The sequence below is a fragment of the Variovorax sp. CF079 genome (genome assembly GCF_900101545.1).
In the GTDB taxonomy this organism is placed as follows: Bacteria; Pseudomonadota; Gammaproteobacteria; order Burkholderiales; family Burkholderiaceae_C; genus Variovorax.
The window spans coordinates 99,785-120,897 of record NZ_FMZU01000015.1 but is presented as its reverse complement, the minus strand read 5'-3'; the positions used below and the strand labels follow the sequence as shown (position 1 = coordinate 120,897).

Sequence of the window (21,113 nt, the reverse complement as noted above, 5' to 3'; positions counted from 1 at the left end):
CAAGGAAAAAGAACATGGCAAGCATCGAGTCGACCATCTATCCCGACAGCGAATCCTTCCAGGCCAACCGCGAGGGCATGCTGGCCCTGCTCGAACGCGTGCGCGCCTGCGAGCAGCGCAGCGCGGCGAGCTCGGCCCGATCGCGCGAGCGCTTCGAGCAACGCGGCCAGCTGCTGCCGCGCGATCGGGTTTCGCTGCTGCTCGATCCGGGCTCGCCTTTTCTCGAAATCGCATCGCTGGCCGGTCTCGGCCTGGACAAGCCCGAGCTCGACCAGAGCGTGCCGGGCGGCGGCATCATCGGCGGCATCGGCTGGGTCTCGGGCGTGCGCGTAATGGTCAATGCCTCCGACTCAGGCATCGATGCCGGCGCGCTGCAGCCCATGGGCCTCGACAAGGCGCTGCGCATGCAGGAGCTCGCGCTCGAGAACAAGCTGCCTTACGTCCAGCTGGTCGAGAGCGCAGGCGCCAACCTGCTCACCTACAAGGTCGAGGAGTTCATCAAGGGCGGCAGCCTGTTCCGCAACCTCGCGCGCATGTCGGCGGCCGGCCTGCCGGTGATCACGGTGACGCACGGCTCCTCCACCGCTGGCGGCGCCTACCAGACGGGCCTGTCGGACTACATCGTGATGGTGCGGGGCCGCTCGCGCGCCTTTCTCGCCGGGCCGCCGCTGCTGAAGGCCGCGACCGGCGAGATCGCGACCGAGGAGGAGCTGGGCGGCGCCCTCATGCACACCTCGATCTCGGGCCTCGGTGACTACCTGGCCGAAGACGACCGCGACGCGATCCGCATCGCGCGCGAGATCCTCGCCCACATCGACTGGAACCGCGAGCTGCCGGCCGAGGCGCCGCGCCGCTTCAAGCCGCCGCGCCACGACGCCGAGGAGCTGCTGGGCATCATGCCCATGGATCCCAAGCGCCCGGTCGACATGCGGCAGGTGATCACGCGCATCGCCGACGACTCCGAGTTCCTGGCCTTCGGCGAGAACTACGGCAGCGCCACCGTGGTCGGCCACATCAAGATCGAGGGGCTGCCGCTCGGCGTCGTCACCAACAACGGCCCCATCGACAGCGCCGGCGCCAACAAGGCAACCCACTTCATCCAGGCCTGCTGCCAGGCACGGACGCCGATCCTCTACCTCAACAACACGACCGGCTACATGGTCGGCAAGGCGCATGAGGAGGCCGGCATGATCAAGCACGGCTCCAAGATGATCCAGGCCGTGACCAACGCCACCGTGCCGCAGATCACGCTCTATTGCGGCGCCTCCTACGGCGCCGGCAACTACGGCATGTGCGGGCGCGGCTTCCATCCGCGCTTCTGCTTCTCGTGGCCCAACGCGAGGACGGCCGTGATGGGCGCCGAGCAGGCGGCCGGCACCATGGTCATGGTCACCGAGGCCGCGATGAAGCGCAAGGGCGCGGTGGACCAGGCCAAGCTCGACGAGCTGGAGCGCCGCATCATCGAGCGCTTCGAGAGCCAGACCAGCGTGTTCACCACCAGCGCGCGCCTGCTCGACGACGGCGTGATCGATCCGCGCGACACGCGCGCCGTGATCGCCCAGGTGCTCTCGATCTGCCGCGATGCCGAGCTGCGCCGGCCGCAGGCGATGCAGTTCTCCGTGGCGCGTCCCTGAGTCATGGCCATGCCATCCACGCCCTTCCACAAGATCCTCATCGCCAACCGCGGCGAGATCGCGCTGCGCATCATCCGCAGCGCGCGTGCCCTCGGCTTTCGCACCGTGGCCGTGTATTCCACCGCCGATGCCGATGCGCGCCACGTGCAGGAGGCCGACCAGGCGGTCTGCATCGGCGAGCCCTTGCCGTCGCAGTCGTACCTGTGCATCCCGGCGATTCTCGAAGCGGCCGCATTGGCGGGCGCGGACGCGGTGCATCCGGGCTACGGCTTCCTGGCCGAGAACGAAGCCTTCGCCCGTGCCTGCAAGAAGGCCGGCCTGGTGTTCATCGGCCCTTCGCCCGAGGCGATCGCCGCGATGGGCCACAAGGCCGGTGCCAAGACATTGATGCAGGCCGCCGGCGTGCCCTGCATTCCGGGCTACCAGGGCGACGACCAGAGCGATGCACGCTTCGCCGCGGAAGCCGAGCGCATCGGCTTCCCGGTGATGATCAAGGCCGCCGCCGGCGGCGGCGGGCGCGGCATGCGGCTGGCGCCCTCGGCGAAGGCGTTTCCCGCGCTGCTGCAGAGCGCGCGCTCCGAAGCGGAAGCTGCCTTCGGCAACCCGGAGCTCATCCTCGAGCGCGCGATGGTCGCGCCGCGCCACATCGAGATCCAGGTCTTCGCCGACCGCCACGGCCATGCCATCCATCTCGGCGAGCGCGACTGCTCGGTGCAGCGCCGCCACCAGAAGATCATCGAGGAGGCGCCCTCGCCGGCGGTGGATGCGGTGCTGCGCGAGCGCATGGGTGCGACGGCCGTAGCGGCGGTGAAGGCCATCGGCTACGAGGGCGCGGGCACGCTCGAATTCCTGCTCGACGGCGAGGGCAACTACTACTTCATGGAGATGAACACGCGGCTGCAGGTGGAGCATCCGGTCACCGAGGCCATCACCGGACTCGACCTGGTGGAGCTGCAGCTGCGCGTGGCGGCCGGCGAGCCCTTGCCGCTCGCGCAGGCGGAGGTGCGCTTCGACGGCCACGCGATCGAGGTCCGCCTCTGTGCAGAAGACGTTGCGCAAGGCTTCATGCCCCAGAGCGGCACCATGGCGCTGTGGCAGATGCCGCCGCAGTTGCGCGTGGAAGATGCGCTGCGCTCGGGCGCCGAGATTCCGCCCTTCTACGACTCGATGATCGCCAAGCTCATCGCGCACGGCCGCACGCGCGAGGAGGCGCGGCGCAAGCTGATGGCCGGCCTCGAGGATGCGGTGGCGCTGGGCGTGACGACCAATCAGCTCTTCATGCAGCGCTGCCTTGCGCACCCGGTGTTCGCGGCCGGCGGTGCGAGCACCGCCTTCATCGACCAGCAGCAGGAAGAGCTGCTCGCATCGGACAGCGCCACGCAGGACCGTGCCGCCGCGCTCGCGGCCGTGCTGCTCTGCGACGTTGCCGGAGAGCGGCCGTCCCAAGGGCGCCCCCTGACGCACACGCTGCCGATCTCGCTGCGCTTCACGCTCGACGGCCGGATGCTCGGCGCCGGCGTCGTGCGCGCGCATCCCGATCGGTTCAGCGTGGGCATCGACGAAGGCGTCTTCGAGATCGATCGAGTCGAACGGGTGCAGACTTCGGTGCGCTTCGTCTGCAACGGCCTGGCCGAGCGCGCGGTCTGCCATCGCGACGGCCCCCTGCTGCTCCTGCACTACCGGGGCCGCCAATTGCGCGTGGAAGACCACACGCGCGCGGCCGCGCTCAAGTCCGGTGACGCAGCCGGCGACGGCAAGCTGCGCGCATCGATGAACGGCCGCGTGGTCGCGGTGATGGTGGCTGTCGGCGACAGCGTCGAGGCCGGCCAGCCCATGGTGACCCTGGAAGCCATGAAGATGGAGCACGTGCATGCGGCGCCGTCGTCGGGCCGGGTGACGGCATTGCATGTGAAGACCGGCGACCAGGTCGCGGCCAGCCGCGTGGTGGCCGAACTGGCGATCGAGGCGCCCTGAACTAGGCCTGCACCGCCCGACGCAGCGCTGCCCGCGCCAGAAGGCGCGTGGAGTCGAGCAGCGGCAGCGGTGAATTGGTGTCGTTGACGATCAACGGAATCTCGGTGCAGCCGAGGATGACGGCATCGCAGCCCTCGTCCTTCATGCGCCCGATGAGCTGCTGGAAGCGGGCCACCGCCTCGGGCTTGAACACGCCGTAGACCAGCTCGTCCATGATGATGCGCTGGATGTCGTCGCGTTCGGCATCGCTCGGCCGCACGCAGGCCAGCCCGCGCGCCGCCAGCTTTTCGGGATAGACCTCGCTGTCGACCAGCCAGCGCGTGCCGGTCAGGCCGAGCCGGCGATAGCCGCGTTCGACGGCCTCGGCCGCAACCACTTCGGCGATGTGCAGCCAGGGCAGCGGCGAGCGCGCTTCGATGAGCGGCAGCGCCTGGTGGATGGTGTTGTCGGGGCAGACCAGGAAGTCGGCGCCGGTCTTCGCGAGCTTGCGGGCCGAGGCGAGCATCAGGTCGCCCACGCCCTGCAGGTCGCCGCGGTCCAGGCACTCGACGTACTCGGCGAGCGAGGGCGTGTGCATCGAGACCTCGGGATGGGCATGCGGGCCCAGAAGCTGCGCGCCGTCGGCGCAAATGGTCTTGTAGCAAAGGGCCGCGCCTTCGGCGGAGCAGCCGACGATTCCGATGTGCTGGGGCATGGCCGGATTCTCCACCGGCGAAGGCGCAGGCCGCCTTCCCGCTAGAAACCGCTGGCCTGGAAGTCCGTGCTGTGCAGGCAGATGGCGGCCATCGGGTTCTCGCGGTAGCGGGCGGTCGCCAGCGCGTCGATGGAGTCGGCGTTCTCCGCATAGGCGCGCACCAGTTCGGTGTCGCCCTCAGGTGCATGGAAGCGGGCGTGCAGCGCCTCTTCGTCGATCCGGGCAATGATGCGTGCGCCGTCGTACCCGTCGGGGTAGATCGCGAACTGGACGCTGCTGGTCGCGGGATGGAAGGTTGCTTCGGAGGCCATAGGAACTTTCGTATTCGTTACGGAAGTATCGGATTTCCGGGCTCAGCAAGAAATAAGCCCGAAGCTCTATGACGTCTCGAAGATGTGATGCATTGCTCGAATCGCCGCGACAAATGGGGGCTGAAGCGCTCTCGTCTATGCGTGCGCCCGCTCAGTCGCCGACGAGCATGCCGCGCTCTTCGATGAAGGCCACGACCTCGGCCAGACCGGTGTGGGTCTTGAGGTTGGTCATCACGAAGGGCCGCTGCTTGCGCATGCGTCGGGTGTCGGCCTCCATCACCCCGAGGTCGGCGCCCACGTAGGGCGCGAGGTCGGTCTTGTTGATCACGAACAGGTCGCTCTTGGTGATGCCGGGGCCACCCTTGCGCGGGATCTTCTCGCCGGCCGCGACGTCGATCACGTAGATCGTGAGGTCGCTGAGTTCGGGGCTGAAGGTGGCGGCCAGGTTGTCGCCGCCGCTCTCGACGAAGACCACGTCGGCGTCGGGGAACTCGCCCAGCATGCGATCGATGGCTTCGAGATTGATCGAGGCGTCCTCGCGGATCGCGGTGTGCGGGCAGCCGCCGGTCTCCACGCCCATGATGCGCTCGGCCGGCAATGCGCCAGCCACCGTCAGCAGGCGCTGGTCTTCCTTGGTGTAGATGTCGTTGGTGATGGCGATCAGGTCGTACTTGTCGCGCATCGCCTTGCAGAGCATCTCGAGCAGCGTGGTCTTGCCGGAGCCGACCGGCCCGCCGATGCCCACGCGCAGCGGCGGCAGTCTCTTGGTGCGGTGGGGGATGTGGTGCAGGGCGGAGGACATGATGGTTCAGCTTCTAAAGAGGCGCGAATACTGGGTTTCGTGGCGCGCCGACAGCACGGCGAGCATGGGGGAAAAGGCCTGGCGTTCATCATCCGCCAGTGTGAGCGCACTCTCGACTGCTGTGGGAATTTCCGCGGCCAGCCGGCCCAGCATGCGCTGGCCGGCGCTTTGCCCCAGCGGCACGGCCTTGACCGCCGCCGCCACCATGTTCTCGGCCCAGCCGAAGGCGAAGGCCAGGCAGGCGTCGCGCACCGGTGCCCCGGTGCGGCTGGCGGCGAAGGCGAAGGCTACGGGATAGCTTGCGGGCAGGCTGTCGAAGACGCTCGCGGCGTCGGCATGGTGCAGCTTGAGCCATTCGACGAAGGAACGGCCCATCTGCTCGGTCTGCAGCAGGAACTCGGCGGATTCGCGGGTCTGGAACACCCAGTCGTTGAGCGCGCGGATGCGTGCCGTGTCGCCGCTGCGCCAGGCGGGAACCGCCTGCGCCACGACCGCGAGGTCGGCGCGCGCCAGGCTCAGATGGAGCTGGTCGGCCAGCCAGTCGGAGGCCGCCGCTTCGGTGGCGAGGCCGGCCCATTCGATGCCCGCTTCCAGCCCCTCCGAATAGGAGAAGCCGCCGACGGGCAGCGCCGGCGAGGCCAGCCAGATCAGCTGCAGCAAGCTGGCAGCGGACAGGGCGCCCGGCGCGTCGTCCATCAGTGCGAGTGGCCGTGGGAATGATCGTGGCCGTGATCGTGCGCATGCGGCGCCGCGTACGCGTCCGGATGCAGCACCGGCCCCACCGGCGCGGCGCCATGCGAATGCCCATGGCCGCCGCCATGCGCGCCATACGCACCGCCTTCGGGTTCGAAAGCCTCCTCGGCTTCGCGCACGATCAGGTGCATCGAGCGCAGCATGCCGGCCAGCACGTGGTCGGGTTCGATCTTCAGGTGGTCGGGCTTGAGCTCGATCGGCACATGCCGGTTGCCCAGGTGATAGGCCGCGCGCGTCAGGTCGAAGGGCGTGCCGTGCTCGCTGCAATGCGTGATCACCAGCACCGGCTGTTTGGCTGCGATCACCTTGATAAGCGAGCCGTCTTCGGCCACCAGCACATCGCCGCCGCGCACCGCGGTGCCGCGCGGCAGGAACACGCCGATCTGCCGGCCTTGCGAATCGGTGGCATCGAAGCGGCTCTTCTGGCGCACGTCCCAGTCGAGTTCGACGGTGGCGGCGCGCTTGAGCAGCACCGGCGCGAGGCCGCCGCCTTGGGGCATGAGTTTGTTGGCTGTGAGCATGGGCAATGTAGAAGGGCTTGATGCCGCGGTTGATCCTCGATAATATAACAACAGTTATAACTTCAGGGAATCGCGATGTCGGCGCTCAAACTAACGCAAATTGGTAACTCCGTGGGCGTGATCCTGCCCAAGGAAGTGCTGGCCCGCTTGAAGGTCGAGAAGGGGGACACGCTGTTCATGACCGAGGCTGCAAACGGTGTGACCCTGACACCGTACGACCCCGACGTGGAGGAGCAACTGAAACTGGGGCGCGAGTTCATGCGTGAGTTTCGGGACACGTTCCATCAGCTCGCCAAATGAGGCAGTGGCGCTGGATCGACCAGCGGTCTCTGATGCTGTTGCACGACGAGAGCCTGGCGGAGCATGGCGGTGCCCCAGGCTTGCGTGACGAAGGGTTGTTCCAGTCTGCATTGGCGCGGCCCCGCAATCTGGTTGCCTGCGGCAAGCCTGATCTCGCCGATCTGGCTGCAGCCTACGGCGTCGGGCTTGCCAAGAATCATCCATTTGTCGATGGCAACAAGCGCGCTGCGTTCCTTGCTGTGGGTTTGTTTCTCGCACTGAATGGTCAGCGATTGGTTGCTGCTCAAGCTGAAGCGACCTTGGTGATGTTCGACGTCGCCGCCAGCGCGATCGACGAGCTAGGCTTCGCCGCCTGGATTCGAGAGCACTTGCAGGCGCGAACCGGCTGAGCTGCTTCAGAACAAAAAGTACCGCTGCGCCATCGGCAGCGAAACCGCCGGATCGCAGACGAGCAGCTGCCCGTCGGCGCGCACCGCATAGGTCTGCGCATCGATCTCCATCTTCGGCGTGTAGGCGTTGTGCACCATGTGCTGCTTGCGGATGCCGCGGATGTTCTTCACCGCGCTCAGGGTCTTGGCAAGCCCGTAGCGCTCGCCGATGCCGGCGGCCAGGCCGGCCTGCGAGACGAAGGTCAGCGAGCTCTTCGCCAGCGAGCCGCCGAAGGCGCCGAACATCGGGCGGTAGTGCACCGGCTGCGGTGTCGGAATGGATGCGTTGGGATCGCCCATCGCGGCCATCGCGATCGTGCCGCCCTTCAGGATCGCGAAGGGCTTGACGCCGAAGAAGGCCGGCTTCCACACCACCAGGTCGGCCCACTTGCCGACCTCGATGCTGCCCACCTCGTGCGCGATGCCGTGCGCGATGGCGGGGTTGATCGTGTACTTGGCGACGTAGCGCTTGGCGCGGAAGTTGTCGTTGCGCGCGCCGTCTTCCGGCAGCTTGCCGCGCTGGCCCTTCATCTTGTGGGCGGTCTGCCAGCAGCGGATGACGACCTCGCCGACCCGGCCCATGGCCTGGCTGTCGGAGCTGAACATGCTGATCGCGCCGAGGTCGTGCAGGATGTCTTCGGCCGCGATCGTTTCCTTGCGGATGCGGCTTTCGGCGAAGGCCAGGTCTTCGGGGATGCCGGCATCGAGGTGATGGCACACCATCAACATGTCGACGTGTTCGTCGAGCGTGTTCACGGTGTAGGGCATGGTGGGGTTGGTGGAGGAGGGCAGGAAGTTCGGCTCGCCCACCACGCGCAGGATGTCGGGCGCATGGCCGCCGCCCGCGCCTTCGGTGTGGAAGGCGCAGATCGCGCGGCCCTTCACGGCCGCGATGGTGTTCTCGACGAAGCCGGATTCGTTCAGCGTGTCGCTGTGGATCGCGACCTGCGTGTCGGTGGCGTCGGCCACGTCGAGGCAGTTGCTGATCGCCGCCGGCGTGGTGCCCCAGTCTTCATGCAGCTTGAGGCCCATGACGCCGGCATCGATCTGCTCGTGCAGCGCAGCCGGCAGGCTCGCGTTGCCCTTGCCGAGGAAGCCGAGGTTCATCGGAAAGGCGTCGGCCGCCTGCAGCATACGCTCGATGTGCCAGGGCCCCGGCGTCGCGGTGGTCGCGAAGGTGCCGGTTGCGGGGCCGGTGCCGCCGCCGAGCATGGTGGTGACGCCGGACGCGAGCGCCTCTTCGATCTGCTGCGGGCAGATGAAGTGGATGTGGCTGTCGATGCCGCCGGCGGTGACGATGTTGCCCTCGCAGCTGATGACCTCGGTGCCCGGGCCGATGACGATGTCCACGCCAGGCTGCACGTCCGGGTTGCCAGCCTTGCCGATGGCGACGATGCGACCGCCCCGAAGGCCGATGTCGGCCTTGACGATGCCCCAGTGGTCGAGGATCAGCGCGTTGGTCATCACCGTGTCGACCGTGCCCTCGGCCCTCGTGCGCTGCGACTGCGCCATGCCGTCGCGGATGGTCTTGCCGCCGCCGAACTTGACCTCCTCGCCGTAGCCGCCGGCGCGCAGGGTGTAGTCCTCTTCCACCTCGATCACGAGATCGGTGTCCGCCAGGCGCACGCGGTCGCCCACGCTGGGGCCGAAGATTTCGGCGTAGGCACGCCGGCCGATCGTTGCCATGTTTAGAGCTTTCCTTGAACCAGTCCGCGGAAACCGTAGACGAGGCGGTCGCCGGCGAAATCCACCAGTTCGACCGTGCGCTGCTGCCCCGGCTCGAAGCGCACCGCGGTGCCCGAGGCGATGTTCAGGCGCATGCCGCGCGCAGCCTCGCGGTCGAAGCCCAGCGCGCCGTTGGTCTCGGCGAAGTGGTAGTGCGAGCCGACCTGGATCGGACGGTCGGCGGTGTTCTGCACCACCAGCGTGATCGCGCGGCGGCCGGGATTGAGGACGTGATCGCCCTCGTCGGTGATGAGTTCGCCGGGAATCATGATGCCTCCGCCGCCGGGCCGCCCCAAGGCGGAGGCGCCTCCCCCTCGGGGGGTGGCGAAGCACACGAAGTGGCAAGCCGGGGGGCGGTCATACAACGCCGCCGAGCAGTGCAACGCCGAAGATCGCCACCGCTGCGCCCGCAACGCGCGGCACCCAACGGTTCGCATGGCGCAGCGACCAGCCGATCGCGATGCCGGCCGCATGCAGCAGCACCGTCGCAGCGAGCATGCCGGCCAGGGTGAGCGCGGCACCGGATTCGCCTGCCAGCTCTTGACCATGCGCGACGCCATGGAACACGGCGAACAGGCCGACCAGCGCGGCGGCGGCCAGCGCCGGCAGGCGGCGCTGCGTGACGACCAGCAGGCCCAGCACCAGCAGCGACGCAGCGATCATGGGTTCGACGACCGGGAGTTGCACGCCCGCCAACCCGAGCAACGCGCCGGCCAGCAGCATCAGCGCGAAGCCCAGCGGCGCCCACAGCAGGTCGGGCCAGGCACGGCGCGCGGTGAGCGCGCTCCACAGGCCGACCGCCACCATCGCAGCCAGGTGGTCAAACCCCGTCAGCGGGTGCAGGAAGCCGGACATGAATCCGTGGTGCAGGCCGGCATCGGCGCCGGTGTGGGCGGCCGCGGCCAACGGCAGCGCCGCAATCAAGAGCAAAGGGGCTTGGCGAAGAAGGCGCATGGTGGTGGCGGGTGGTTTTTCAAACGATGGGTTGGTGCACGGTCACGAGCTTGGTGCCGTCCGGAAAGGTGGCCTCGACCTGGATGTCCGGAATCATCTCGGCCACCCCGTCCATCACGTCGGCGCGCGACAGGACGCTGCGGCCCTCGCTCATCAGGGCGGCCACGCTCTTGCCGTCGCGCGCACCTTCCATCACGGCAGCTGAGATCAGCGCCACGGCTTCGGGGTAGTTGAGCTTCAGCCCGCGTGCGCGGCGCCGTTCGGCCAGCAGGGCGGCCGTGAAGATCAACAATTTGTCTTTTTCTCGCGGTGTCAGTTCCATGAGCGGCGATGTTGCAACACTCGTGCCGTGGCATGAAAGCTGCACTTTGAACCCGTGGACTCTACCGCCGTTCCCCCGCTCCCGAGCGACGAAGCGCCGCAGCGCATCGTCAAGGTTCGGCGCGACTACAACAGCTGGGTGGCGCGCGAAACGCTCGAGGACTATGCCCTGCGCTACACCCCCCAGCGCTTTCGGCGCATGTCGGAATGGCGCGTGGCGAGCACGGCCTTCGGCGGCGCGGCCTCCTTCCTGATCCTCGAAGCGGTCGGCGCCACGCTGCTGGTGCAGTACGGCTTCATCAATGCGGCCTGGGCGATCCTGGTCACCGGGCTCATCATCTTCCTGGCCGGCCTGCCGATCAGCGTCTATGCGGCACGCTACGGCGTCGACATGGACCTGCTCACGCGCGGCGCCGGCTTCGGCTACATCGGCTCCACGCTGACCTCGCTGATCTACGCCTCCTTCACCTTCATCTTCTTCGCGCTCGAGGCGGCGGTGATGGCCTATGCGCTCGAGCTGGCGCTGGGCATCCCCGTGGTGTGGGGCTACCTGGTCTGCGCGCTGGTGGTGATTCCGCTGGTCACGCACGGCATCTCGGCCATCAGCCGGCTGCAGGTGTGGACCCAGCCGATCTGGCTCGTGATGCTGGTGGTGCCCTTCGGCTATGTGCTTGTGCGCGATCCTGGTGCGTTCGACGGCATCGTGCACTACAACGGCGTCAAGCCCGGCGCCATCGGATTCGATCTGCACCTGTTCGGTGCCGCCCTCACCGTCGGCATCGCGCTGATCACGCAGATGGGCGAGCAGGCCGACTACCTGCGTTTCATGCCGGTCCGCACCGCCGCCAACCGCGGGCGCTGGTGGGCCGGCGTGCTCGTCGGCGGGCCGGGCTGGGTGGTGCTGGGCGTGCTCAAGATGCTGGGCGGCGCGCTGCTCGCCTACCTCGCCATCGGCCACATGGTGCCGCCCGAGCGTGCGGTCGACCCCAATCAGATGTACCTGGCCGCCTACGAGTACGTGTTCCCCCAATACGGCTGGGCGGTGGCCGCGACGGCGCTGTTCGTCGTGATCTCGCAGCTCAAGATCAACGTCACCAACGCCTATGCGGGCTCGCTCGCCTGGAGCAATTTCTTCTCGCGCGTCACGCACAGTCATCCGGGCCGCGTGGTGTGGGTGGTGTTCAATGCGCTGATCGCCTTCATGCTGATGGAGATGAACGTGTTCGAGGCGCTGGGCGACGTGCTCGGCCTCTACGCCAACATCGCGATCGCCTGGATGATGGCGGTGGTGGCGGATCTCGTCGTCAACAAGCCGCTGGGCCTCTCGCCGCCGGGCATCGAGTTCAAGCGCGCGCACCTGTGGGACATCAACCCGGTCGGCGTCGGCGCGATGGCGCTGGCCTCGGCCCTGTCGATCACGGCGCACCTTGGTGTGTTCGGGCCGATGGCGCAGGCCTTCTCGGCGCTGATCGCGCTGGGCACCGCCTTCGTCGCGGCGCCGCTGATCGCCTGGGCCACGCGCGGCAAGTACTACATCGCGCGGGTGTCCGACGACTGCGGCTCGGCGCCTTTCGCACCGGCCACCGGCCGCGCGGCGGTGCGCTGGGCGCGCGTCGAATCGGAGGCCGGCAGCTACCGGCGCCTCAGCACGCAGCGCTGCGTGATCTGCGAGCGCGAGTACGAAGGCCCCGACATGGCGCACTGCCCCGCCTACCAGGGCGCGATCTGCTCGCTGTGCTGCACGCTCGACGCGCGCTGCGGTGATCTCTGCAAGCCGCAGGCGAGCCTCTCGGCGCAATGGTCGGGCGCGCTGCGCTGGCTGCTGCCGCGTCGCGTCTGGCCCTACCTCGATACCGGGCTCGGCCACTTCCTGCTGCTGATGCTGATCGTGGTGCCGCTCCTCGCCGCGGTCTTCGGCGTGCTCTACCAGCAGGAACTGCGCGGCCTGGGCGAAGGGGTGCTGGCCGAAGCGGCGAACCCCGCGCACCTGCGCTCGGGCTTTCTCAAGGCCTACATGGCGCTGCTGCTGATCGCCGGCATCGTCGCCTGGTGGCTGGTGCTCGCGCACCAGAGCCGCAAGGTGGCGCAGGAAGAATCGAACCGCCAGACCCACCTGCTGGTGCGCGAGATCGAGCTTCACCGCGAGACCGACCGCGCCTTGCAGGCCGCCAAGCAGACGGCCGAGCAGGCGCGCGAGCAGGCGGACCAGGCGAACCAGGCCAAGAGCCGCTACATCAGCGCCATCAGCCACGAGCTGCGCACGCCGCTCAACAGCATTCTGGGCTATGCGCAGCTGATGGGGGAAGACGCGGCCGTGCCGCCGCACCGGCAGCAGGCGGTGGCGGTCATCAAGCGCGGCGGCGAGCACCTGCTGTCGCTGATCGAAGGCACGCTCGACATCGCGCACATCGAGGCCGGCAAGCTCACGCTGCATGCCAGGCCGATGGAGTTCGCCGAGCTCATGAGCGAGCTGGCCGACATGTTCGAGCTGCAGGCGGCCGAGAAGGGCCTGGCCTTCCGCTTCGAACCCGCCGGCGAACTGCCCGAGCTGGTGCGCGCTGACGAGCGGCGCGTGCGGCAGATCCTCATCAACCTGCTGGGCAATGCGATCAAGTTCACCGCCAGCGGGCAGGTCACGCTGCGCCTGCGTTATGCGCGAGAGTTCGCGGCCATCGAGGTCGAGGACACCGGGCCCGGCATGTCGGCCGAGGAACTGAGCCGCATCTTCGAGCCCTTCGCGCGCGGCACGAGCGCCGGCCCGTCCGCGCCCGGCGCGGGCCTGGGCCTCACGATCGCGAAGATGCTGATCGACCTGATGGGCGGCGAGATGAGCGTGCAGAGCGCGCCCGGCGCCGGCTCGGTGTTTCGGGTGCGGCTGTTCCTGCCGCGCGTGCACGAGGCGCCCGTCGCCGGCGGGCGGCGCAAGATCGCGGCCGCGCCACGGCTGCGGCGCGGCTACGAAGGCCCGCGCCGTCGCCTGCTGGTGGTCGACAACGAAGAGGCCGACCGCGAACTGCTCGTGCACCTGCTCGCGCCGCTGGGCTTCGAGCTGCGCACGGCGGCCAGCGGCCATGATGCGCTGGACCTGATCGCCGCCGGCTGGCATCCCGACGCGATGTTCGTCGATCTCGCGATGCCCGGCATCGACGGCTGGGAAACCATCCGCCGCTCGCGCGCGCTCGGGCTCGCTCAGGCGTCCGTCGCAATCGTCTCGGCCAATGCCTTCGACAAGCGGCTGGACAACGACGTCGGCATCGCGCCCGAGGATTTCTTCGTCAAGCCGGTGCGCCACAGCGAGCTGCTCGACTGGCTCGAGCGCCGGCTCGCGCTGCGCTGGACCGACAGCGCCGTGGCACCGCCGCCGGCGCCCTCGCTGCCGGCGGCCGTGCTGCCCGATGCGGCCAGCCTGCGAGCGCTCGAAGAGGCCGTCGGCCTCGGCTACTTCCGCGGCATCATGAACCAGCTCGACGCCATCGATGCGGCCCAGCCCGAATGCGCGGGCTGGACGGCGGCGCAGCGCACCCTGGCGCGGCAGTTCCAGTTCGAGGCCATGAGCCGTGCCTTGAATTCGGCGGCGGGCACCTCATGAGCAGCGAGCCCCCACCACCCCTGGTGCACAGCCTGCGCGAGCACGCCGGCACCGGCGACCTGGTGCTGATCGTCGACGACGTGCCCGACAACCTCGCGGTCCTGCACGATGCACTCGACGAATCGGGCTATGCGGTGCTGGTCGCGACCAGCGGCGAGCAGGCCCTGCAGCGCGCGGCCCAGGCGCGCCCCGACATCGTGCTGCTCGACGCGATGATGCCGGGCATCGACGGCTTCGAAGTCGCGCGCCGCCTCAAGGCCGATGCCGCGACGGCCCACATCCCGATCGTCTTCATGACCGGTCTCACCGAGACCGAGCACCTGGTCGCGGCGCTGGAGGCCGGCGGCGTCGACTACGTCACCAAGCCGATCAAGCCCAAGGAAGTGCTGGCGCGCATGAATGTGCACCTGCAGGGCGCGCGCGCCGCGCGGCAGGCGGTGCAGCAGGCCGGGCAGGCACGCAATGCGCTCGATGCCTTCGGCTACGCGAGCTTCACCGTGCGCATGCCCGAGGGCAGGCTGATCTGGCAGACCGCGCTGGCGCGCGACCTGCTGCAGCGCTATTGCGCCACGGCCGCGCCGGCCACGCCGCCGGTGGTGCTCGAATGGCTGCGCCAGCACCTGCCCGACGCGCAGCAGCGCCAGGTCGAGCCGCCCGTGCTCTCGATCGCGCAGGGCGCCGCCAGCCTCAGCCTGCGGCTGCATCAGCAGACCGGGCACGACGAGGAGGGCGACGACTGGCTGATCATCATGCGCGAGGTCTCCGGCACCGCGGTGATCGAGGCCATGAGCCTGAGCCTGAAGCTCACCGCACGCGAGGCCGAGGTTCTGTACTGGGTGGTCAAGGGCAAGACCAACAAGGACATCGGCGAGATCCTGGGCAGCAGCCCGGCCACCGCCAAGAAGCATCTGGAGCGCGTGTACGTGAAGCTTGGCGTCGAGACCCGTACCGCGGCCGCCGGCGTGGCAATGAAACGCATTCGCGAGCTGCAGCCGCAGTTCGAAATATGAGCCGATGAATTGACGCCGGCCGCTCCTAGAATGCGCGGCCATGATTCGACGCTATCTGATGGCCCCGCTGTGGTTCGCTGCAGCCTCCGCGCAGGCCGGCGGCCATTTCGACGTCGACGACGCGGGCACGCTCGATCGGGGCCAGTGCCAGTACGAGTTGTGGGGTACGCGCACCCGCAGCCAGCAGACCACGCTCTGGCACCTCGGGCCGGCCTGCCGCGTCGGCCCGGTCGAGCTGGGTCTCAACATCGATCGCATCGCGGTGGCTGGGGATCGCCTGCACACGGTGGGCCCGCAGCTCAAGTGGACCTTTCTCGGGCAGGCGCCCGATGCGCAGTGGAGCGCGGCCGTCTCGATGGGCGCAACCTTCGAGCTGCCGCGCCACGGCGGCCGCACCGGCGGCCAGTTCGTCGTTCCCGTGACCTGGCGCGCGACCGACAGCCTGCAGGTCCACGCCAACCTGGGTGCCGACTGGGCCCCCGGCACCGGCGCGCGCAGCGGCCGCGGCGGACTGGCCGGCGAATGGGCGCTGAACGACACCGTGTCCCTGATCGCCGAGCGCAACCGTGCCTTCGGGCTCTGGACTTCGCGCGTCGGCGCGCGCTTCAGCCTGACGCCCCTGATCAGCATCGACGTGAGCGCGGCGCGCACCGGGCCCGGGGGCGTGCGCAGCGTGGCGATCGGCCTGAATCACGAGTTCGGGCGCTGAAGCGTGGCTATACTGCGCAGGAAGGACTCCGCAGTATAACCGTGGCCACTGTCTCCGAACCCTCGCTCTTCGAGGACCTGTCGCTCTCGGCGCAGACCAACTTCGCCGAACTGGTCGAGCAGGCGCAGGCGCGCATGCTCGATCGCTCGATCGCAGATCTGAGCGGTTCCTTCAACAGGAAGGAGGTCAAGGGCGTCATCTATTGGTATTGGCAGTTCCGCGATCTGGCCGGCAGGAACCACCAGGTCTATCTCGGGCCCGACGATGAGCGCCTGCGTGAGCTCATCGGGCTGCGCTCCGAAGGCAAGTCGCATGGCCACGATGGCCTGGCCAGGCTCGCCAGCGCATGCACTTCGCTTGGCTGCCTGAACGTGACGCCCCAGCACTTCAAGGTGATCAACAGGCTCTCGGAGCATGGCTTTTTCAACGCCGGCGGCGTGCTGATCGGCACACATGCGTTCATCGCGATGGGGAACATGCTCGGCGTGCGGTGGACGGGGGGCTGGAAGACGAACGACATCGACTTCGCGCACGCGGGCAAGAATGTGTCGCTTGCCTTGCCGACGAACACCGAGTCCGACGTGCACGACGCGATCACTTCGCTTCAGATGGGCTTGCTTCCGGTGAAGTCGATCGCGAGCGGGGCTGGCGCCACCTACCTGAATTCCAAGGGTGGCGAAATGCGGATCGATCTGCTGACGACCGCCGGTAGGAGCGATGCGGTTTACCGGCACGAGCCGCTCAAGGTGAATCTCCAGCCTCTGAAGTTCATGGAATTCTCCCGGGAGAAGATCGCCCAGACAGCCGTGATCTCGGGGGAACACGCGCTGATGGTGAACATACCGTCGCCGGTGCGCTACGCGCTGCACAAGCTGGTCGTCATGGCCGAGCGCGAAGAGGCGTTCCGCACCAAGATCCAGAAGGATGCGGGGCAGGTCGCCGCCATTGTTTCGCATGCACTCGAGCGCTCCCCGTATGCGCTCCACGAGGCAGCCGAGGACATCATGGGCCGCGGCAAAGGATGGCGCAGCCGCATTGCCGAAGGCACGCGTCTGCTGGCGCAGCACCACCCGTCGATCGCGGGGCAGCTGACCATGGTGCTAGAGCTTGCCGGCGCCAGTCGGCCGCGAGCGCCGCGGCGTCAACCGCCTACCAATGCACCGTAGGCGCGCCGCGTCGCCGGCGCCACCGCATCGAGCACCTGCGCGTAGGAGGTCTTGTGGCGCGCCAGCAGCCGTGCCGAGGCGACCGCCTTCGACCTGCAGAACCAGTGGCAGGTGTGCTGCATGAGGAAGAGCTCGGCCGACAGGGTGAAGGCCTTGCTCTTGGGCGTGCGCTGAGCGCTGTTCGCTACCGCATCGGCGATGCCCCGCGCGTGGATCGCCAGCGCCTCGCGCATGTCGAAGCTGCTGCCGGGAAACAGCGCCTGCGCGAAGGGCAGGGCGATCGGGAACTTGCTCACGCGCGCGTCGGCCGCGCCGACCTTCGAGAACTCTGCGGCGAAGCGCGTGAACTGGCCGGCAAGCGTCTGCTCGCTGGTGGCCAGCAGGCTCCAGATCTGATCGCGGCGCTCGGGGTCGTTTTCGCCGAGGCAGCGCAGGTAGCCCTCGGTCAGGTTCTCCATCAGGTGTTCGATCTGGTAGTTGCCGAGATGGCTGGCAAGGAGCGCGACGCGCCGCTTCTGCTCGCGGGACTTGATCAGGTAGGCACCGAAGAAGATCAGGGCCGTCAGGGTGAGAACTTCCATGACGCTGATTGTCAGCGCCAGAACCCGTCGAAGCCGTCCGGTGGCTCCAGCCGCCGGCCGCGCAGCACCAGACGCAGCGGCCCGGGCATGACGCGAATGCGCTCCGGATGGCGGTCGTCGCCGGGGTAGGCGGTGGCGCGCATGCCCTCGATCTCGAAGGTGTGCGGCCGCACGAGGCAGGGCGGGCGGCTGTCGGCCTCGGCCAGCATCGCATCGACGCTGTTGAAGCGGCCCAGGTGCGCGAGGCTCATGATCTGCGGCGCGGCCAGAACGATGTCGCCGCGCCAGTAGCTTTCGAGCGCGGTGCGTGGCTGCAGCCAGTCGCTGTGCACGGCCTCGTGCGCATCGTGCCGCGCATGCTGCGCGGCGGGCGCGGCGGCGATGAAGAAGCGCGTGTCGAAGCGCTTGCCCGGCGATGACAAGGCCTGCAGCGGCGTGATCCAGCGCGACCACGGCCGCAGGGCACGCGTGTCCAGGCGCAGGCCGAGCCGGCCCAGCATGTCGTTGAAGGCGACGCCGGCCGCGGCCAGCGCGGCCGCCTGCCGCAGGGCTTCGGCGTCGAGTCCCTGCGCGAACAGCAGGCCGCATTCCTCGAAGACTTCGCGCACCGCCGCCACATGGATCGCCGCGGCGGTCGCGGCATCGATGTCCTCGTCGTTCAGCAGCGCGTGCAGGCGATCGGGTTCCTGGTCCAGGCGCGCCTGCGCGTCGAGCCCGGCATCCGCCGGATCCACCTTGCCGCCGGGAAAGACGTAGGAACCGCCATGCACGTCCGACAGCGCATGGCGCTGGATCATGAGGACTTCGGGCCCGGCCGCGCTGTCGCGGCAGATGAGCACGGTGGCGGCGGGCCGGATGGGCGCCGGCGGCGCATCGGGTCGCGCGGCTTGCATCTTCAGCCCTCGGCGCCTTCCACCAGGAAGCGCACCCGCCGCACGCCCTGCCACTCGTCGGCATCGAGCCGGAACGCAATCACCACGCGCGGCGGCAGCGGTTCGGTGTGGCCGAACCAGATGCCGTCCACCGGCTTGCCCTGGTGCTTGAGTTTCAGCGCCAGATGCTTCTCGCCCACCAGCCGCTGCGAGATGACCTCGACCTCTTCGCTGAAGGTCGGCGGCGCAAAGCCTTGCCCCCACACTTCGCGGTGCAAGGTGTCGACCAGATCGACGCGCAGGTATTCGGGCGCCAGCGGCCCGTCGGTGTCGAGCCGCCGCGTCAGCGCTGCGGCATCGAGCCATTCCATCGCCACCTGCGCCAGCGCGCGCTCGAAGGTCTCGAAATGTTCCTCGGCCACGGTGCAGCCCGCCGCCATCGCATGGCCGCCGAAGCGTAGCAGCACGCCCGGATGGCGCTTGGCCACCAGGTCCAGCGCATCGCGCAGATGGAAGCCCGGGATCGAACGACCCGAACCCTTGAGCTCGTGCGACTTGCCGTCGGCGGCGCTGGCCGCGAAGACGAAGGCGGGCCGGTGGAAGCGGTCCTTGAGCCGCGAGGCGACGATGCCGACCACGCCTTCATGAAAGTCCGCGCCGAACACGCTGATGGCGGCGGGCGGGGCCTGGCTGTCGTCGAACAGCGTCTCGGCCAGCATCAGCGCCTGCTCGCGCATGCCGCCCTCGATGTCGCGCCGCTCGCGGTTGATGCCGTCGAGCATGCGCGCCAGTTCGTCGGCGCGCGCCGCGTCCTCGGTCAGCAGGCACTCGATGCCCAGCGTCATGTCGGCCAGGCGTCCGGCCGCGTTGATGCGCGGCCCGAGTGCGAAGCCGAAGTCGAAGGTGGTGGCTGCCTGCGCATTGCGGCCGGCGGCCTTGAAGAGCGCGGCAATTCCTGCCGGCATGGAGCCAGCGCGGATGCGGCGCAGGCCTTGCGCGACCAGGCGGCGGTTGTTGGCGTCGAGCCTGACCACGTCGGCCACGGTGCCGAGCGCAACCAGCGGCAAAAGCGCATCGAGCTTGGGTTGCGTCGCGACATCGAACACGCCGCGCGCACGCAGCTCGGAGCGCAAGGCCAGCAGCACATAGAACATCACGCCGACGCCCGCGATGCTCTTGCTTTCGAACTCGCAGCCGGGCTGGTTGGGATTCACCAGCACGTCGGCCGCGGGCAGCGCCGGGCCGGGCAGGTGGTGGTCGGTCACCAGCACCGCGAGCCCGCGCGCCTTGGCGGCGGCCACGCCCTCGACGCTCGCGATGCCGTTGTCGACTGTGATCAGCACGTCGGCGCCGCTCGCGGCCACGCGCTCGGCGATCGGCGGCGTGAGGCCGTAGCCGTCGATCACGCGGTCGGGCACCAGGTAGCTCACCTGCTTCGCGCCGAGCAGGCGCAGGCCACGCACGGCCACCGCGCAGGCCGTGGCGCCGTCGCAGTCGTAGTCGGCCACGATGCACAGGCGCTTGTCGTCGCGGATCGCATCGGCCAGGAGCACCGCGGCCTCGCGCGCGCCGCGCAGGGTGGCGGGTGCGAGCAGGCGCACGAGGCCGTCGTCGAGCTCGTCCTTGCCCTGCACGCCGCGCGCGGCATAGAGCCGTGCCAGCAAGGGATGCACGCCGGCCTGTTCGAGCGCCCAGGCGCTGCGCGGGGGGATGTCTCGGGCGACGATCTTCATCACAGCGCTTCCAGCACGGCCGGTGCGCTCTCTCGCTGGAACAAGGACTTGGCCCAGCGCGCCAGGCCGCGCTGCTGCACGCCGAAGCGCCGCGCGCCGCGGTCGCCGCACAGCGTGATCGCCACGTCGGCGCCTTCGGTGTACACGGCCAGCAGCTCGGCCACCGGGCCGGCGTCCACCTCGCCCCAGGCCGCGGTCCAGGCGGCGGCATCGTCGCGCAACGCGGGAGCACGCAGCGCGTCGGCGACAGTGGGCCGCGCGTCGCCGAAGGAAGGGGGGAGGCGGCCGGTGCCGCTGAGCCAGAAGGAATTGATCGGCGGCACGCCGCGCGCAGTGCGCTCGTCGTTCACGCGCTCGGTGTAGAGCAGCATCTGCATCTCGTTCTGCAGCCGGCGCAGCGACCGGGCACCGTCGGCGAGCGGTGACCACTGCGAAATGGGGTAGCCGATCGCGCGGTCGATCGAGGCGGTGGCCAGGCCGTCGAACACCTGGCCTTGCGCGAGCCAGCGGCCCGGCGTGGGCGTGGCGTGCAGCGCGATGCCGTCTTCCTCGAAGAAGGGGCGCGCGACCGCGAGCAGGGCGTCGGATTCGGCCGCGTCGATCCGGATCGCGGCTGGATCACCCAGCACCACGTCGTCGATGCCCACCTGCCAGTGACACAGGGTTGCGATGCCCCAGCTGTCGCCGTCACTGGTAGGCGAGAGCCCGGCCTGTTTCGCTTCCAGCGCCGCCCACGGGATCTGTCCATCGGCGGCTTCGATGCCGAGCGCCGCGGCCAGCGCACGTTCGTGGGGTGGCGAGAGCGTGCTTTCGTCCTGCGTGTCTTCGTGCACCAGCGCCAAGCGCGAGAGCAGCGATTCCAGCTTCGGCAGACGCAGGCCCGTCAGTGCTTCGCGGCAGGCCGGCGAGCTGCGGCCGGCGAAGGGGATCAGCAAATGGTGCGAAGTAGACAAGGCGGGCATGGGCCTATTGTCCGGGATGCCACAATCCGAGCGATGAACGACCCCCACGCTCTGCACGCCGTGTCATCGCTGCC

The 21,113-nt window shown here is 68.9% G+C and carries 21 protein-coding genes; 8 read left to right on the top strand and 13 right to left on the bottom strand.

Features of this window, described 5'->3' with window-relative positions:
- Positions 1-14: 14 nt before the first annotated feature.
- Entirely contained in the window at positions 15-1,634 is a 1,620-nt protein-coding gene (locus tag BLS74_RS20600; protein WP_093109004.1) for an acyl-CoA carboxylase subunit beta, read from the top strand.
- 3 nt (positions 1,635-1,637) lie between these two features.
- Positions 1,638-3,608 carry an acetyl/propionyl/methylcrotonyl-CoA carboxylase subunit alpha gene (locus tag BLS74_RS20595; protein ID WP_093109003.1) on the top strand — a complete coding sequence of 657 codons (1,971 nt, stop codon included), beginning with the start codon at positions 1,638-1,640 and terminating at the stop codon, positions 3,606-3,608.
- Between the two features lies 1 nt (position 3,609).
- Here the strand turns inward: BLS74_RS20595 and BLS74_RS20590 are convergent, their stop codons facing one another.
- The 5 genes from BLS74_RS20590 to ureE form a co-directional block, all read right to left on the bottom strand.
- Positions 3,610-4,302 carry an aspartate/glutamate racemase family protein gene (locus BLS74_RS20590; RefSeq protein WP_093109086.1) on the bottom strand — a complete coding sequence of 231 codons (693 nt, stop codon included), beginning with the start codon at positions 4,300-4,302 and terminating at the stop codon, positions 3,610-3,612.
- Between the two features lie 41 nt (positions 4,303-4,343).
- The gene (locus BLS74_RS20585; protein WP_093109002.1) at positions 4,344-4,613 is read right to left on the bottom strand and encodes a hypothetical protein; all 270 of its coding nucleotides are present in this window, start codon (positions 4,611-4,613) and stop codon (positions 4,344-4,346) included.
- 151 nt (positions 4,614-4,764) lie between these two features.
- Complete coding sequence (gene ureG / locus BLS74_RS20580; protein WP_093109001.1) at positions 4,765-5,415, bottom strand: urease accessory protein UreG; 651 nt, start codon at positions 5,413-5,415, stop codon at positions 4,765-4,767.
- Positions 5,416-5,421: 6 nt separating this feature from the next.
- Positions 5,422-6,111, bottom strand: coding sequence for an urease accessory protein UreF (locus tag BLS74_RS20575; protein ID WP_093109000.1), 690 nt, complete (start codon positions 6,109-6,111; stop codon positions 5,422-5,424).
- Entirely contained in the window at positions 6,111-6,689 is a 579-nt protein-coding gene (gene ureE, locus BLS74_RS20570) for an urease accessory protein UreE (RefSeq protein ID WP_093108999.1), read from the bottom strand. Before ureE ends, BLS74_RS20575 begins: the two co-directional genes overlap by 1 nt.
- A gap of 75 nt (positions 6,690-6,764) precedes the next feature.
- Here ureE and BLS74_RS20565 point away from each other — a divergent pair, with 75 nt between their 5' ends.
- Together BLS74_RS20565 and BLS74_RS20560 are read left to right on the top strand one after the other, a co-directional pair.
- A complete protein-coding gene (locus tag BLS74_RS20565; RefSeq protein WP_093108998.1) occupies positions 6,765-6,989 on the top strand; it encodes an AbrB/MazE/SpoVT family DNA-binding domain-containing protein in 225 nt (74 codons plus the stop codon).
- The gene (locus BLS74_RS20560; protein ID WP_093108997.1) at positions 6,986-7,378 is read left to right on the top strand and encodes a type II toxin-antitoxin system death-on-curing family toxin; all 393 of its coding nucleotides are present in this window, start codon (positions 6,986-6,988) and stop codon (positions 7,376-7,378) included. Before BLS74_RS20565 ends, BLS74_RS20560 begins: the two co-directional genes overlap by 4 nt.
- A gap of 6 nt (positions 7,379-7,384) precedes the next feature.
- Here the strand turns inward: BLS74_RS20560 and ureC are convergent, their stop codons facing one another.
- The 4 genes from ureC to BLS74_RS20540 form a co-directional block, all read right to left on the bottom strand.
- Complete coding sequence (ureC, locus tag BLS74_RS20555; RefSeq protein WP_093108996.1) at positions 7,385-9,103, bottom strand: urease subunit alpha; 1,719 nt, start codon at positions 9,101-9,103, stop codon at positions 7,385-7,387.
- A gap of 2 nt (positions 9,104-9,105) precedes the next feature.
- Positions 9,106-9,411 carry an urease subunit beta gene (locus tag BLS74_RS20550; protein ID WP_093108995.1) on the bottom strand — a complete coding sequence of 102 codons (306 nt, stop codon included), beginning with the start codon at positions 9,409-9,411 and terminating at the stop codon, positions 9,106-9,108.
- Positions 9,412-9,499: 88 nt separating this feature from the next.
- Entirely contained in the window at positions 9,500-10,096 is a 597-nt protein-coding gene (locus BLS74_RS20545) for a HupE/UreJ family protein (RefSeq protein WP_093108994.1), read from the bottom strand.
- A 19-nt stretch (positions 10,097-10,115) separates the two neighbouring features.
- The gene (locus BLS74_RS20540) at positions 10,116-10,418 is read right to left on the bottom strand and encodes an urease subunit gamma (protein WP_093108993.1); all 303 of its coding nucleotides are present in this window, start codon (positions 10,416-10,418) and stop codon (positions 10,116-10,118) included.
- 54 nt (positions 10,419-10,472) lie between these two features.
- On the opposite strand from BLS74_RS20540, the gene BLS74_RS20535 reads away from it, so the two are divergent.
- The 4 genes from BLS74_RS20535 (at position 10,473) to BLS74_RS20520 (ending at position 16,891) form a co-directional block, all read left to right on the top strand.
- Complete coding sequence (locus tag BLS74_RS20535; protein WP_244503942.1) at positions 10,473-14,006, top strand: hybrid sensor histidine kinase/response regulator; 3,534 nt, start codon at positions 10,473-10,475, stop codon at positions 14,004-14,006.
- The gene (locus BLS74_RS20530; RefSeq protein ID WP_093108992.1) at positions 14,003-15,016 is read left to right on the top strand and encodes a response regulator transcription factor; all 1,014 of its coding nucleotides are present in this window, start codon (positions 14,003-14,005) and stop codon (positions 15,014-15,016) included. Before BLS74_RS20535 ends, BLS74_RS20530 begins: the two co-directional genes overlap by 4 nt.
- 40 nt (positions 15,017-15,056) lie before the next feature.
- The gene (locus BLS74_RS20525) at positions 15,057-15,725 is read left to right on the top strand and encodes a hypothetical protein (RefSeq protein WP_244503941.1); all 669 of its coding nucleotides are present in this window, start codon (positions 15,057-15,059) and stop codon (positions 15,723-15,725) included.
- Positions 15,726-15,859: 134 nt separating this feature from the next.
- Positions 15,860-16,891 (top strand): GSU2403 family nucleotidyltransferase fold protein, encoded by a 1,032-nt coding sequence (locus BLS74_RS20520; RefSeq protein ID WP_139191720.1) that lies wholly within the window; start codon positions 15,860-15,862, stop codon positions 16,889-16,891.
- Here BLS74_RS20520 and BLS74_RS20515 read toward each other — a convergent pair.
- Genes BLS74_RS20515 through BLS74_RS20500 form a run of 4 tightly spaced genes read right to left on the bottom strand, consistent with a single transcriptional unit; the run spans position 16,867 to position 21,039 of the window.
- Positions 16,867-17,472 (bottom strand): hypothetical protein, encoded by a 606-nt coding sequence (locus BLS74_RS20515; RefSeq protein WP_093108990.1) that lies wholly within the window; start codon positions 17,470-17,472, stop codon positions 16,867-16,869. The two genes, BLS74_RS20520 and BLS74_RS20515, sit on opposite strands and share 25 nt — an antisense overlap.
- An 11-nt stretch (positions 17,473-17,483) precedes the next feature.
- Entirely contained in the window at positions 17,484-18,365 is an 882-nt protein-coding gene (locus tag BLS74_RS20510) for an NUDIX hydrolase (RefSeq protein WP_093108989.1), read from the bottom strand.
- A 2-nt stretch (positions 18,366-18,367) separates the two neighbouring features.
- Positions 18,368-20,077, bottom strand: a complete 1,710-nt coding sequence (recJ, locus tag BLS74_RS20505; protein WP_093108988.1) for a single-stranded-DNA-specific exonuclease RecJ — start codon at positions 20,075-20,077, stop codon at positions 18,368-18,370.
- On the bottom strand, positions 20,077-21,039 hold the full coding sequence (locus BLS74_RS20500) for a hypothetical protein (protein ID WP_093108987.1): 963 nt from the start codon (positions 21,037-21,039) through the stop codon (positions 20,077-20,079). The genes recJ and BLS74_RS20500 overlap by 1 nt, the downstream gene beginning before the upstream one ends.
- Between the last annotated feature and the right edge of the window lie 74 nt (positions 21,040-21,113).